The organism is Paenibacillus plantarum (assembly GCF_013141695.1).
Lineage (GTDB): Bacteria > Bacillota > Bacilli > Paenibacillales > NBRC-103111 > Paenibacillus_E > Paenibacillus_E plantarum.
In genome coordinates, this window is sequence record NZ_WHNY01000016.1 from 44773 (window position 1) to 58157 (window position 13385).

The following is a 13385-nucleotide window of genomic DNA, read 5'->3' on the forward strand; positions in this document are numbered from 1 at the left end:
TTATTCACTCCGTAATGTTAGTTGTAATTGCTCTACCAGCTCTTCGACGACCTTCACCGTATTCTGAAAATAAGGGCGGTAATCCAAATCTGCCACAAATCGCAAATAGGTTTCCCCAATATCTACAACTTGTTCGCGATAATGGCGAATCGGGATGACATGCGTCTCCAACTCGCGATATGTACCATTCGTTCGCTCTTCCACAGAAGAGAGTTCAAGCTGCTCCCCGGGCAAATGCCGAACAACAAATGAGAAACCTCTGCACTCTGGGTCACCGCATCCGCATACGAAGAACGGCATCCGTTCCCACTGATCGGCAGGGGCGAAGCGGTTCGGCGCTGTATCATGCAGCGCACTATATAACAAAGCAGGAAGACCAACATCAACGCATAGAGGTTCTTCAATAATGAGACTATCATCCACAGACATATGAACATCCGCTTGAATAATTTGTAAATCTTTATCTAAGGACCAGCCCTTAATTACTAGTTCAAACATGTTCTCTCCCCACTTTCCCGATGTCCCATTTCCATTATAACAAAGTCGAAACATTCCTGCTTTTACGCTTTTATAAAAAGGATTAAATTTCCAAAAAAAGTATGAGTAATATTTACAAAACTGTTCATACTACCTATTACTGGAGGTGATATCAGATGGCTACAGGACAATCTCGCAGCAGTAACTCCTTAGTAGTTCCTCAAGCTTCATCAGCCCTAGACCAATTGAAGTATGAAGTTGCTCAAGAATTGGGCATCCAAATTCCTCAAGACGGCTACTACGGTTATATGACGTCTTATGACACAGGTTCTATCGGAGGCAGCATCACTCGTCGTCTCGTTCAAATTGCTGAGCAACAACTTGCTGGTACTAGCAATAAATTCAGCAGATAATTTCGCTCCAAAATACTTAAGCAACAAAAGGGCCTTCTTCCGGGTAGTTACTCGGAGAAAGCCCTTTTTTTCAACCTATTTAATGTCGTAGATTTTGTACAAATCATCCAACATAATGTTTGCTGATCGAACGCCGCCGCCTGTATTCCAAGTTGCATCGTTTACTTTGACAATTTTATTTTCTTTCACTACTTTTAGATTTTTCCAAAGCGGATCATTCATCCACTCTTGCTCTTGTTTATTTCCTTTGCCATCACCGATTTCATACGTAAAGTAGAATACGCGATCTGCATTATCCAGTTCAGTTAAACGTTCTTTGGTAATATCTTCGAAGGACTTCTCATCACTCTTAGCATCCGAACGAGCGAAGCCAAGTTGTTTGAAAACAACCCCAGAGAACATATCACCATAGTAATATCTGGATTTCCCCCCCATAAACCGGACAACAGCCACTTTTTCTTTCAGCTTGTCACCTGCTTTGGATTTGAAATCTTCAATACGTTTATCGTAATCCCCGATCACTTTGGCGCCTTCGGCTTTCTTATTCAATGTATCTGCATATAGACTGAAGTTATTTTTCCATTCACCACGAAGTGTTTCTGAGAACACAGTTGGCGCAATAGCTTTCAATTGCTCGTATACTTTCTCTTGGCGAAGCTTATTCCCAATAATTAAATCAGGCTTCAATGACGCGATGACTTCCAAGTTCGGCTGTCCTTCGACACCTACTGTTGTGACACCCTGCATGTCCGCTTTGAAATGGTCAAACCAAGGATTACCATAGAAGGATTCAACAGCTCCAACTGGCTTAATTCCTAGAGCAAGTAAAGCTTCTGTTCCTTCATTCGTTAAAATGACAACACGTTTAGGGTTGGCCGGTACGGCTGTTTCTCCCATAGCGTGCTTAATTGTGCGAGGAGCATCCGTTTTTGCTGATTCTTGCGGAGCTGTAGAGGCAGGTGACTTCGTTTCTGCTTTCTCTCCACATGCCGTTACGATCATACTAAAAACAAACAGACATGCAACAAGAGCCCACGCTCTTCCAAACGTGCGGCGTTTTTGATTAAACATAATAATTGTGTTCCCCCTAGTTGAACTTTATTGTGATAACGATTCTCACTACTTTGCACATAATACTAGAAATCAACCTAATTTGTCAACAATTTTGATAATGATTCTCATATTCATTGACTTCAATTAACGTTGACTTTAGAATATATGAAGCAAGAAAGGTAGGAAGGAAGAGGGTAACCACCGTGCATACACCAACAACAGAACGTCTCTCTCACATTTATAAAAGTATCGGGTTACTAGCAGCCGTTTGTGTTCTACTTGTACTCGTACTTAGCAGTGTCCGATTCGGACTCAAAACATATTCCTGGGATCAAATCATGACTTCTTTTGATCCTTCTGACAAACCAACGAATGAATCGATTATTATTCAAACAGTGCGAATTCCTAGAGCTTTAATTGCCGCACTCGTTGGTGGCAGTTTGGCCGTTGCTGGTGCACTTATGCAAGCAATGACTCGAAATCCACTCGCTTCGCCGAGTATATTCGGAATTAATTCTGGGGCTGCGTTTGCTATTGTTATAGCTGTTAGCTTTTTCAACATATCCAGCCTAACGCAATTTACGTGGGTTGCTTTTTTTGGTGCTGCCGTGAGTGCTACATTGGTCTATGGGCTTGGATCGCTTGGCCGAGACGGCTTGACACCCATGAAGATCACACTTGCAGGCGCTGCGATGACGGCTTTTTTCGCTTCACTCACACAAGGAATATTGCTGGGTAATGGCAAAGCCTTCGAACAAGTACTTTACTGGCTTGTAGGATCTGTCGAAGGGCGTACGATGGCTATGCTGCAATCCGTGTATCCATATATGCTGATCGCTTGGATCGGGGCTATTCTGCTATCCCCCCACATCAATGTCTTATCCATGGGTGATGATATTGCCAAAGGATTAGGACAACAAACCGTGTACATCAAACTAATTACTGCACTTATTATTATTATTCTTGCTGGCGGATCTGTGGCTGTTGCAGGCCCAATTGTGTTCGTCGGCCTTATGATACCTCATATCGTCCGCTTTCTTATCGGGATTGACTACCGATGGGTCATTCCTTATTGTGCTGTGCTAGGCGGTATTCTATTGGTAAGCGCGGATATCGGAGCTCGCTTTATTATTATGCCGAAGGAAGTCCATGTCGGGGTGATGACCGCTATCCTTGGCGTTCCTTTCTTTATTTACATAGCGCGTAAAGGAGGACTCCTGAAATGAGTACTTCTAAGCGAGATATTACGATTCGAAGCAAAAGTTACTCTTTTTTAATAAGTAAAAAAGCCATTATCGTCACGCTATCTCTATTCCTGGCGGTCATCCTCATGATGATTATAAGCACAGGCGTCGGCAGTATTACGATTAAACCGTTGAATGTCATAAAGGCCGTATTCGGCTATGGAACAGATTCAAGTATGATGATCGTTCGCTCATTGCGTTTGCCTCGTGTCATCGTAGCTGTTCTAATCGGCGCATCTTTAGGTGTAGCAGGCGCTATTCTACAAGGGATCGTGCGCAACCCGCTCACTTCACCAGATACGATTGGAACAACAGGCGGTGCAACGCTTGGCGCTGTATCTTTCTTCTTCTTTTTCTCAGATAAACTTAGTATTCATTGGCTGCCGGTCGCAGCTATCCTAGGTGCATTCCTTGCAACCTTGCTGGTTTACCTCTTTTCTTGGAAAAATGGCATTACGCCGCTGCGACTTGTCCTCATCGGGACAGGGCTCACAGCTGCAATGAGCGCAGTATCCTATCTCATGATGCTGACTGGCCCTATCGTACTCGCCCAGCAATCACTAACTTTTATGACTGGCAGTATCTATGGCGTATCTTGGGCCAAAGCGGTTTACCCTTTGCTCCCTTGGGTCGCTGTGCTGATACCCGTTATCTTCTTCTACGCGCGGCACATTACCATCCAGTCACTCGGAGAAGATATTGCACAGAGTGTTGGAAGCCATGTACAGCGTCAACGTTTTCTGTTAATTATGCTGAGTGTTGCCCTGGCTGGAGCTGCTGTCGCCTTTGGCGGTGCGATAAGCTTCATTGGGCTCATGGCTCCGCACATTTCACGTAAACTTGTCGGTCCTAGCTTCGGCTCCTTGATTCCTGTCTCTGCATTCACTGGCGCTCTGCTGTTGCTGCTCGCAGACTTATGTGGTCGTTTCCTGTTCAAGCCACTCGATATCCCAGCAGGTGTATTCACAGCAGCCATTGGCGCACCTATTTTCATCTACGTCCTATATCGCAGTAGGAATCGGGGATAACCCTCGTGTCTACGAAAAAGGAGAACGAGCTTATGACAACCTCAGACCAAGCACTCGAAGCCCAATCGCTTCAATTGACATATGGCGATACAACGATTTTCCAAAGTTTACATGTACAAATCCCTAAGGGTAAAATCACGGTATTTATCGGCAGTAACGGCTGTGGAAAATCCACACTTCTACGCTCACTTGCTCGACTTATGAAACCAACCTCAGGTAGCATTCTATTAGACGGAAATGAGATCGCGAAGCTCTCGACCAAAGAGATCGCACGACGAATGGCGATCTTGCCCCAAGGGCCAACGGCTCCAGAAGGCCTCACCGTTAGACAACTTGTTAAACAAGGGCGCTATCCATATCAGAGTTGGCTGCAGCAATGGAGTCAAGAGGATGAAAACAAGGTTATGAAGGCACTCGATCTTACCGATATGCTAGAAGTTGCCGATCGCACCGTGGATTCGCTCTCTGGCGGACAACGCCAGCGCGCATGGATCGCGATGACTTTAGCACAAGACACACCTACATTACTCCTAGATGAACCAACCACCTATCTCGATCTTACCCATCAGATTGAAGTGTTGGACTTATTATTCGACCTGAACGAGAGAGAACAGCGCACAATTGTCATGGTTCTGCATGACATTAATCTAGCTTGTCGTTACGCACATCACATTGTCAGCATCAAAAAAGGTTCCATTTATGCGGAAGGAAAGCCAGAGGATATCGTCAATGCATCTTTGTTGCGTGAAGTGTTCGGGATGGATTGTCAGGTAACAACTGACCCGATCTTCGGAACTCCAATGTGTATTCCGTATGGTAAGGGCCGCATACTGTTAGCGAAAGAACCCCAATCACAATTGTGATCGGGGTTCTTCTTTCACTTAATAGAAACGGGTATAAGTGCTAAATCGTACGTGCGAATGTGGCCATATTGTAATTGCTTTCAAACATGATACTAATTGAAATAACATTCTTTCTTACCGTAAAGTCAAACATAATTTCCCCATGCGTCCAGCTCTTCTTACGCTTAAGTGACTCGATTGCCATTTGACGAAACGTTTGGAATTGTAATTCGGTTAACCCTGCGTTAGAAGGAGCAGGCAATACACCCTCTGAGCTTTCAAACGGCAAATGTTTAATACCAAATTTGCCAATCTCATTGTTACGAATATGAACAAACACTGTGCCTGAGTTCACATGAGAAAGCTCATCTTTAATCTTACGAAATACCATATCGATTTGTCTCGCGAGTGTAAACTGTTCCAATTTTATAATACTCCTCCTTAAATTGCGTATATTTACTAATTATGTTAATTATGTGACTGTAGACCTATTATACCCAGACAATTTACATAATTCAACAGTTTATTTCCAATATTTGAATAATTCACTATATTCTTTATATTCACTTAATGTAATTTCCAAATTTCTTGTAAATACCGAACGATTGGTGTCGAAAAACTGTAGAATGTTTCCAAGTTCGGTGATATAATTTCCAAATACACCTATTATTTTTCTCCATAAGTAAACAAATTTTGCAGAGGAGTCGATCGGATTGGAACAAATCTCATCCTTATCGTTTAGAAAGAAACTACAACTTGGTTGTTTTGCACTAATTGGTTTGAATTCGATCTTCATGTTAATTGTAACTTTCGCCTCAGACTGGAACCGCTTACTTGGCATTATTTTCCTAGTCATTATCTTAGCCGGAAGCTTTCCCTTCATCCGTTGGTTTGAAGCTCAACTTACAGAGCCAATTGCCGATATCTCTCGCATTGCGCTTAATATTTCCAAAGGGGACTTCTCTCAAAAGGTGGCAATCACTACTGACGATTCACTTGGTCAACTCGGCCAATCTTTTAACAAAATGATTGACAAGCTACGCGATATTTTACGCGATACTGGATCAATTTCGAAGCAAGTTTTCCAGACAAGCCGCGATATTTATGTAAAGAATGAGAGCTTTCGTACTGTTCTTGAGCAAGTGAGTATTTCGGCCCATGAGCTAGCTGCTGGTGCAGGACAAATCTCTGAAGAGGTTTCTGGCGTATCTATCACTTCCAAAGATATTGAAGTGAAAATCGTGAATTATGCTGGATCTGCCCAAGAAATGAAACACCGTTCAGATCTAATGATGACCCTCGTTGAAAAAGGACGCACATCGGTTGAGAGCCAAGGCGTCGGTATGAAACGAAATGTTGAAGTAACGAGACAAGTATCCGATACGATTGATATGCTCGCTCGCCAAGCCGCAGGCATTACGAGCGTTACGCGCTCCATTTCCGAGATTGCTGAGCAAACGAACCTATTGTCCCTCAACGCATCCATTGAGGCTGCTAGAGCAGGTGAGCATGGCCGAGGCTTCGCTGTCGTAGCGCAAGAAGTACGTAAGCTTGCTGAAGAATCAACTTCCCTCACACGCGAAGTATTTGGCTTCGTTAAGAGCATTGAGCAAGGCATTCAAGATGCGATTCGCAGCATCCAAGTCAATGAAGATGTCGTTAAGAAACAAACCGTCTTAATCGATCAAACCGAAATTGTATTTGCTGAAATTGTTGGCAGCGTTGGCTTCATTTCAGAGGAAATTACACGCTTCGCCGAAGAAAGTGAAAGCATGCTTCAAAGCTCCGGACAAATCGCCGCAGCGATGGAAAATATTTCAGCTATTACCGAAGAGTCCGCGGCGGGTACGCAAGAAGTGTCTGCTTCCATGAATGAGCAAATTTCAACCGTACAGGGCATCGTTACCCAAGCGGAAGAAATGACGCGGGTTGTGACTCAGTTGCAGCAAACCATTCAAATCTTTAAACTTTAATACATAAAAGAACAGCCCCTCAGAGACCTTCTCCGAGGGGCTGTTTATTTGTTAAAACTTACAGACGTACCTTCGATTCAGTTAGCTCCATGAATTGCTTCACATCTTGCGCTGCCATGTCGACAGCACTTTGCCAGAAATCCGGCTCCGTGAGATCCACGCCTAAATGTTTCTGCGCTAGTTCCTCTACGTTCATGCTGCCTGTATCGCGAAGCAAGGAAATGTACTTGTCTTCGAAGGTTGCACCTTCCTGCACAGCTCTTGCATAAATACCAGCACTGAACATGTACCCGAACGTATATGGGAAATTGTAAAACGGAACATCTGTCGCATAGAAATGCAGCTTGGCTGCCCAGAAATGCGGATGGTAGCTGCTCAAGGCATCCTTGTAAGCGAGCTTTTGCGCATCGACCATGAGCTCATTAAGGCGCTCTACACTAACTAAGCCTTGACTGCGTTCAGCATAGAAGTTCGTCTCAAAAATAAATCTCGCATGAATGTTCATGAAGAACGCGATAGCCCGCTGGATTTTATCCTCGAGCAACACAATACGCTCCTCATCTGTCGATGCACTCTTCACGACCGCATCTGCTACGATCATTTCAGCAAAAGTGGAAGCTGTTTCGGCTACATTCATCGCATATTCTTGCGCAAGTGCCGGCATATCCGTCATCACATGCTGGTGGTAACCATGTCCTAGCTCATGAGCGAGCGTAGAGACGTTATTCAGCGTCCCGCCATACGTCATGAAGATCCGAGTCTCACCCGCTAGAGGGAATGAGGTACAGAAGCCGCCAGGGCGCTTACCAGGGCGATCCTCCGCTTCGATCCAGCGCTTCTCGAAAGCTTCCTCAGAGAAAGCAGCAAGCTTCGGACTAAAGCGTTTGAACTGATCAATGATCAGACTCGCACCCTCGTCGTAAGAAATCTTCTTCGATGAATCGCCAAGCGGCGCATCCACGTCAACCCATGCCAGCTTGTCAACGCCTAGCAGCTTCGCTTTTCGATTTAAATACTCCACGAAAAGACCTTTATTACGGTCAATAACGTCCCACATCACGTTCAATGTTTTTTCTTCCATACGATTGATTGCCAGTGGTTCTTTATGTATCCTTTTCCAGCCTCTTGCCTTATAAACTTGAAGACGGAAGCCAGCCAAGTGATTTAATGCTTCTGCACAGTATTCTTCTTTATCCGTCCAGGCTTGTTCCCATTTATCAAATAAGTCTAAACGTTCCTCACGATTCTCGGTATGCAGCTTATTAAAAGCTTGGCCTGCGGATAGTTCAACCTGCTTCCCGTCAACTTCAACAGCCATGCTGAATTGACCTACGGTCGAATTATACAAGTCGCTCCACCCGTGATAGCCATCAACGGCTAAATCATTAATTAAAGCTTCTTGCTCAGGCGGGAGTTTCTCCTTAGCCAGTGCGCGACGTTCATCGAGCGAAAAAGCGATAGCTTGAAAGGGCTCTTGTTGCAGCACGGCTGCCCAAACCTGATCTGGAATCCCTTTTAGAATTTGATCAAAATGAGTAAGGGAAGATAAATGCTCGGCATATAAGCTTTTCACTTGTCCACTTAACACAGGTGCTTTCTTATCCTTCTGATTATCCGCTTGCAAACAACCTACGAAAGAATCTGCCTCGTGAATATGCATCACATTATGCTGAAGCAATTCAATCAATTGGGCCAGCGATGAGGTATCCTCTACGCTTTGCGGAGATGCTGTACGACGTACTTGCTCTTGAAAAGATGCAATGGACTCCTGAAGCTTCTTCAGATGTGCAGCGAATGCAGGAGAATCACTTCCTCCAGGGAAAAATGTTTCAAGATTCCATGTTTGATTAAGAGGTAATGTTAACAATGCGATCACCTTTCCTTTCCACTTTTAATTAAATCATATCCACCAGGCATTCGCCAACTATCCGCATCTTCCTCATTGCTTCTCTTCAAAAAGTATGATTCAATTATGTATAGTTCCTTCGGACTAAATCGGAACAGGATGGGTGATTTCTAAATTATGAAACCGTTACAAATTTCTCCTGAAACAGCTGTTAAGTTAGCGGAGCAGCTTAAAGTACCTTTAGAACATCTCATGCATATGCCACAACATATTCTTCTTCAGAAATTAGCAGAGCTCGCGAAAAGCACATCGTCAGACACGAGCGAATCGGAATCGAAGTAACCCTTGATACCTTTTGCTAACACTTGGCCTTACGACATCATTATGAAGGACATTTATGTGGCCCAATGTCCGTTCTGTCTAAGCTCAAATGTCCTGCTGCCGCTCAAAATTCATGAGCTCGAGTCCATACACGAGGGGAAAAAGAAACTGCTTGTCTTCCCTTGTTGTCATAACAAGTTGACGCTTGTGGATACAGATCGCGATTATTTACTAGCGGACACCGCGGTACGAAATAAACATAATTCATAGTTCATTGCAAGGAGCAAACGAACCTTTATGAATGAGTACCTCATTCCTTTGACAAGCGCATGTACATTAGTGACCTTAAATTATTTAGCCTTGAAAGTTCATAGCAAGATGTTAATTGATTCGCATGAACATCTATTCGCCTCCTTGCTTACAGGGTTAGCCAGCATCGTCATGATGCTGGTTCCACTTCCTGAGACATTCGGCTTAATCGATCTACGCTCGTTACCCATCTTCATGGCCGGATTGCGATACGGATTACCTGTAGCCCTCTTCTCGACCATACTGCCTGCTGGTACTAGTATTATTTCACAAGAAAATCAAGACTGGTTCATCATCGCACAAGACCTCATTGCCCCAGCCTTCATTAGCTCCTTTTTCCATAACAAAGAATACCGAAATGGCTTCTTGGACATACCTATTCGACTCGCGCTACAAATATGTGGTTTCGTTTTCATTATGCGTATACTTACCCATAGCTTCCTGGAACGCAGCTTATCTTGGTCCTATACCCTTGATCAATTGTTCATGTTTGCCATTACCTCCGCCACCCTCTTCATGATCATCATTATGGTGAATGACGAGAACAACAATTGGCGACTGCAGCGCAAGCTTGAAATGCAAGCGAATCAAGATGGTTTAACCAAACTGCCCAACCTAAGAAGTTTTATGCCTATCGCTCAGAGTACCTTACATAAGCGTAAAGTATCTATCATGATGATTGATCTCGATAATTTCAAGCTGTATAACGATCGATTCGGACATTTAGAAGGCGATCAATTACTCCAAGAAGTAAGTTCTGTTCTTCGTCATTTGATTCAAGAGCAAGACTACCTGGCGAGGTATGGGGGCGAAGAATTTATTCTGCTCTGTACGGAAACAGACCCTGCTCGAGTCCTTAGCTACGGCCAAACCTTATGCACCTCCATTGCGGAACTATTTCTCTACAAAAAGAACGGCTTAGAAGCGGCTCCCATCTCTATTTCTATCGGGATCTCAACGGCTGACTCTCCACACATGGATCTTAAAACACTGATCTCGGAAGCCGATCACGCCCTCTATCAATCCAAGCATACCGGCAAAAACCGTCCCACACTATTCAAGCAGCCTCAAGGAATCGCACAAAAAATGAACGCTTAACCATCCGGTTAAATACCGTGCCATGGCTAAGCGTTCATTTATTTTTTTACAATTCAATTGTGCATTTACGTAGCTTGTTTCATCTCATCCGGCAGTTCTAAACGCATAGCAAGCATATCTTCTCGCGTTGTCACCCATTGTTCGCGACTAGCCCTAATCATCCCGGCATCCATAATCTTACGATCATTAATGACCCGTGAAAACCATTTAACTGCTTCTTGGAAACGTTTTAATCTCCGGTTCAGCTCACCCAGTAGATACATGAGCTTCGCATTATTCAAATCCATGCCTTCGGTTTCGAAAACATTCACATAGGCATCTAAGGCAAATGCGAGGAAACGTTCTTCTTGCTCCCAGTCGCCTTTGTCCCGATAAAGCCAAGCCAAATGATGCAATAAACCAGCAACGATACGTGACTTCTCGTTTTTGATTTGTGCACTTAGAAGTGCTAGCTTAAAGCACTGAATGGAATCTTCCCACGTTCTCTCCTTGCAATAATCCCGCATCGACCAGTTCTGAGCTACTTTTTCTTGGAACATGGCTCGTTCCGCAGGAGTCCATTTATCCGAGAAGTTCTCCGTATGTGCATACCCGCAAAAAGGGCAGATCCGCACAACGTAGAAATCAGGATTAATATCCTTATAGTGAAGGCAGAAATCCGCATCTGTTTTACTTGCCTTCTTGAAGCTTGGTCGAACCTTCTTCGACTTAAACGTATTGGTACAGTAAGTGCATGTCACTGATATGTCATATAAAGGTTCGACCACTTGCAATCCCGCCTTTTTCCCTAATTAATATGGTATAGGAAGAATGGACTAGTCTTCCTCAGGTGTATTGATAAAATGATACGCAGAACCTCTAAGACGTTCTATGAGAAAATCCTGTAAATCATCCGGCATGCCGATCTCAGCCATCGCTTCTGTCATACAAGCTAACCAGGCATCCGCACGCTCTCTTGTAATCGGAAAAGGCATATGCCTAGCTCGCATCATCGGATGACCGTGGCGATCGGAGTACAAGGTGGGGCCACCGAAAAATTGGGTTAGAAACAACGTCTGTTTCTCTATAACTGGGTCTATGTTAGCAGGAAAAAGCGGCGAAAGTAACGGGTGCTGCTGTACTTTCGGATAGAAGGCCTCTACCAAACGACTTAACGTCTCCGCCCCCCCCATTAACTCAAATATGGTTCTGCTTTTGCTCTCTGACATACCAAGAAACCTCGCAATTCGTATTCAATAGTTCTCTAAATCCTCGTCCCCTGCGTGCATGAGCGTTTCTCGAATGACAAACACGAACATACAGACAACCAATCCGGCAATGACACCTGTCATTTGAATCACTCCCGACGTATGGATTTAAGTTTTACTAGTTCTATTTTACCATAAAAACAAGGACTGAACAGTCCCAAGCACCAAAATAAACGACCACACAGTCCTACTTGGACATAGGCGCTCATCTATCTACTATTTCATGAAATTCGGGACGGTATGTATGTCCAAGCTTATTCATATAGTTGACTAAGAGGAGGTATCTACGATCTATGCCGAAACAAAACTTCACCCCAGCCTTGCTTATGTCATTTGTTATTATAGGCATCATTGTATGCTTGGTTCTATTCCCGCATGACGGTTTTCAAGCCGCTTTACGCGGTGTTGCTATTTGGTGGGATGTGCTCTTCCCAGCCCTGTTTCCCTTCTTCGTTATCTCCGAAATTATGCTCGGCTTCGGGATCGTTCATTTCTTCGGTACACTGCTTGATCCGATGATGCGTCCCGTCTTCCGTATCCCTGGGATAGGTGGATTCGTGATGGCGATGGGTTTTGCCGCTGGATATCCCGTAGCGGCTAAGTTAACTGCTCAGCTCTGGGAACAGAAGCTGGTCAACCGGGAAGAAGGCGAACGACTTGTTGCCTTCACAACGAGCTCGGATCCGATTTTTCTAATCGGAGCCGTGTCGATTGGCTTTTTCCACGACGCCACCTTAGCATTTATTTTGGCCATTGCCCACTATGGAGGATCGTTCATGATTGGCCTCATCATGCGGTTTCATGGCAGGAAAGCCTTACCTACTCCTGGGCCACCTAGGGAGAGGGGCTCAATATGGAAACAAGCCTTCCAAACAATGCATAGCGCGAGATTACGGGATGGAAGATCTTTAGGTACTTTATTAAGTGAATCGATTCTCCACTCTCTCCGCTTGATGTTCGTTGTAGGTGGACTTGTTGTCTTCTTCTCTGTCGTTCTAGAGGTGCTTACCTCTGCCCAGGTTATGAATGTGTTCTATCTGTTAATTACATCCCTCTTATCCATCACAGGGTTACCTCACGAGCTCTCGCAAGCCGTCATGAATGGGTTATTCGAAGTCACACTGGGTGCAAAAGCTGCAGGTGGTGCCCCTGCTTCGATTGCCCTTTCCAGTAAAGTCGCGATAGGCGCCTTTATCCTCTCCTGGGCCGGCATGTCCGTGCATGCTCAAATTGTCAGCTTATTAAGCCATACCAACATGCGCTATCTCCCGTTCCTTTTTGCCCGCCTCCTTCACGGCATACTCTCTGCTGCTATTGTTCTCCTGATTTGGGAGCCTATGCAGCGATTTCGAAGTCCCCAGGCTGTATTCTTGCCGTACTATGAGGAGAATTCACCCGTTATAAGCTATCTAAAGCTTATTTTCCCGATAAGTGCGATGGTCTTTGTTGGTGCTTTTGCTGTCATCATGAGTCTCTTCCTCGCATATTCCTTACTTAGACTGGTGTATGAAAAGGTTGGTGGAACAAGATAATA

The 13385-nt window shown here is 44.4% G+C and carries 15 protein-coding genes; 9 read left to right on the forward strand and 6 right to left on the reverse strand.

Annotation, left to right across the window (positions count from 1 at the left end; all coding sequences use genetic code 11):
* Entirely contained in the window at positions 1 to 498 is a 498-nt protein-coding gene (locus GC096_RS05015) for a hypothetical protein (protein WP_171629190.1), read from the reverse strand.
* Positions 499 to 653: 155 nt separating this feature from the next.
* Between GC096_RS05015 and GC096_RS05020 the strand changes: the two genes are divergently transcribed.
* Positions 654 to 890, forward strand: coding sequence for an alpha/beta-type small acid-soluble spore protein (locus GC096_RS05020; RefSeq protein ID WP_056613391.1), 237 nt, complete (start codon positions 654 to 656; stop codon positions 888 to 890).
* Positions 891 to 965: 75 nt separating this feature from the next.
* Here GC096_RS05020 and GC096_RS05025 read toward each other — a convergent pair whose 3' ends face one another.
* Positions 966 to 1961 (reverse strand): ABC transporter substrate-binding protein, encoded by a 996-nt coding sequence (locus GC096_RS05025; protein WP_171629191.1) that lies wholly within the window; start codon positions 1959 to 1961, stop codon positions 966 to 968.
* A gap of 185 nt (positions 1962 to 2146) precedes the next feature.
* On the opposite strand from GC096_RS05025, the gene GC096_RS05030 reads away from it, so the two are divergent.
* From GC096_RS05030 to GC096_RS05040, 3 genes are read left to right on the forward strand one after another with little or no spacing between them, the layout of a single operon-like run.
* Positions 2147 to 3169: a FecCD family ABC transporter permease gene (locus tag GC096_RS05030; protein ID WP_171629192.1), complete on the forward strand. Its 1023-nt coding sequence runs from the start codon at positions 2147 to 2149 to the stop codon at positions 3167 to 3169.
* Positions 3166 to 4215, forward strand: coding sequence for a FecCD family ABC transporter permease (locus GC096_RS05035; protein WP_171629193.1), 1050 nt, complete (start codon positions 3166 to 3168; stop codon positions 4213 to 4215). Before GC096_RS05030 ends, GC096_RS05035 begins: the two co-directional genes overlap by 4 nt.
* Before the next feature lie 32 nt (positions 4216 to 4247).
* Positions 4248 to 5078 carry an ABC transporter ATP-binding protein gene (locus tag GC096_RS05040; protein WP_171629194.1) on the forward strand — a complete coding sequence of 277 codons (831 nt, stop codon included), beginning with the start codon at positions 4248 to 4250 and terminating at the stop codon, positions 5076 to 5078.
* 40 nt (positions 5079 to 5118) lie between these two features.
* On the opposite strand, the gene GC096_RS05045 is transcribed toward GC096_RS05040, so the two are convergent.
* Entirely contained in the window at positions 5119 to 5481 is a 363-nt protein-coding gene (locus GC096_RS05045) for an O-methyltransferase (protein WP_246302583.1), read from the reverse strand.
* A 289-nt stretch (positions 5482 to 5770) separates the two neighbouring features.
* Between GC096_RS05045 and GC096_RS05050 the strand changes: the two genes are divergently transcribed.
* Positions 5771 to 7030 carry a methyl-accepting chemotaxis protein gene (locus GC096_RS05050; protein WP_171629195.1) on the forward strand — a complete coding sequence of 420 codons (1260 nt, stop codon included), beginning with the start codon at positions 5771 to 5773 and terminating at the stop codon, positions 7028 to 7030.
* A gap of 58 nt (positions 7031 to 7088) precedes the next feature.
* On the opposite strand, the gene GC096_RS05055 is transcribed toward GC096_RS05050, so the two are convergent.
* Positions 7089 to 8906, reverse strand: a complete 1818-nt coding sequence (locus tag GC096_RS05055; RefSeq protein WP_312886187.1) for a M3 family oligoendopeptidase — start codon at positions 8904 to 8906, stop codon at positions 7089 to 7091.
* Between the two features lie 147 nt (positions 8907 to 9053).
* On the opposite strand from GC096_RS05055, the gene GC096_RS05060 reads away from it, so the two are divergent.
* The 3 genes from GC096_RS05060 to GC096_RS05065 are packed head-to-tail and all read left to right on the forward strand — an operon-like array spanning position 9054 to position 10604.
* The gene (locus GC096_RS05060) at positions 9054 to 9218 is read left to right on the forward strand and encodes a YycC family protein (RefSeq protein WP_068668182.1); all 165 of its coding nucleotides are present in this window, start codon (positions 9054 to 9056) and stop codon (positions 9216 to 9218) included.
* Between the two features lie 3 nt (positions 9219 to 9221).
* Positions 9222 to 9467 (forward strand): hypothetical protein, encoded by a 246-nt coding sequence (locus GC096_RS38620; protein ID WP_082595376.1) that lies wholly within the window; start codon positions 9222 to 9224, stop codon positions 9465 to 9467.
* A gap of 27 nt (positions 9468 to 9494) precedes the next feature.
* On the forward strand, positions 9495 to 10604 hold the full coding sequence (locus tag GC096_RS05065; protein ID WP_171629198.1) for a diguanylate cyclase: 1110 nt from the start codon (positions 9495 to 9497) through the stop codon (positions 10602 to 10604).
* Positions 10605 to 10669: 65 nt separating this feature from the next.
* Here GC096_RS05065 and GC096_RS05070 read toward each other — a convergent pair whose 3' ends face one another.
* Both GC096_RS05070 and GC096_RS05075 read right to left on the reverse strand, forming a co-directional pair.
* The gene (locus tag GC096_RS05070; RefSeq protein WP_171629199.1) at positions 10670 to 11371 is read right to left on the reverse strand and encodes a DUF2225 domain-containing protein; all 702 of its coding nucleotides are present in this window, start codon (positions 11369 to 11371) and stop codon (positions 10670 to 10672) included.
* 48 nt (positions 11372 to 11419) lie between these two features.
* Entirely contained in the window at positions 11420 to 11812 is a 393-nt protein-coding gene (locus GC096_RS05075; RefSeq protein WP_171629201.1) for a globin domain-containing protein, read from the reverse strand.
* A 332-nt stretch (positions 11813 to 12144) separates the two neighbouring features.
* Here GC096_RS05075 and spoVV point away from each other — a divergent pair, with 332 nt between their 5' ends.
* Positions 12145 to 13383, forward strand: coding sequence for a dipicolinic acid transporter SpoVV (gene spoVV / locus GC096_RS05080; protein WP_171629203.1), 1239 nt, complete (start codon positions 12145 to 12147; stop codon positions 13381 to 13383).
* Positions 13384 to 13385 lie beyond the last annotated feature (2 nt).

Bases quoted from the DNA above. Each gene is read 5' to 3' on its own strand.
- GC096_RS05025 (WP_171629191.1), bottom strand. From the start codon at position 1,961: ATGTTTAATCAAAAACGCCGCACGTTTGGAAGAGCGTGGGCTCTTGTT.
- GC096_RS05020 (WP_056613391.1), top strand. From the start codon at position 654: ATGGCTACAGGACAATCTCGCAGCAGTAACTCCTTAGTAGTTCCTCAA.
- GC096_RS05015 (WP_171629190.1), bottom strand. From the start codon at position 498: ATGTTTGAACTAGTAATTAAGGGCTGGTCCTTAGATAAAGATTTACAA.
- GC096_RS05035 (WP_171629193.1), top strand. From the start codon at position 3,166: ATGAGTACTTCTAAGCGAGATATTACGATTCGAAGCAAAAGTTACTCT.
- GC096_RS05060 (WP_068668182.1), top strand. From the start codon at position 9,054: ATGAAACCGTTACAAATTTCTCCTGAAACAGCTGTTAAGTTAGCGGAG.
- GC096_RS05065 (WP_171629198.1), top strand. From the start codon at position 9,495: ATGAATGAGTACCTCATTCCTTTGACAAGCGCATGTACATTAGTGACC.
- spoVV (WP_171629203.1), top strand. From the start codon at position 12,145: ATGCCGAAACAAAACTTCACCCCAGCCTTGCTTATGTCATTTGTTATT.
- GC096_RS05040 (WP_171629194.1), top strand. From the start codon at position 4,248: ATGACAACCTCAGACCAAGCACTCGAAGCCCAATCGCTTCAATTGACA.
- GC096_RS05075 (WP_171629201.1), bottom strand. From the start codon at position 11,812: ATGTCAGAGAGCAAAAGCAGAACCATATTTGAGTTAATGGGGGGGGCG.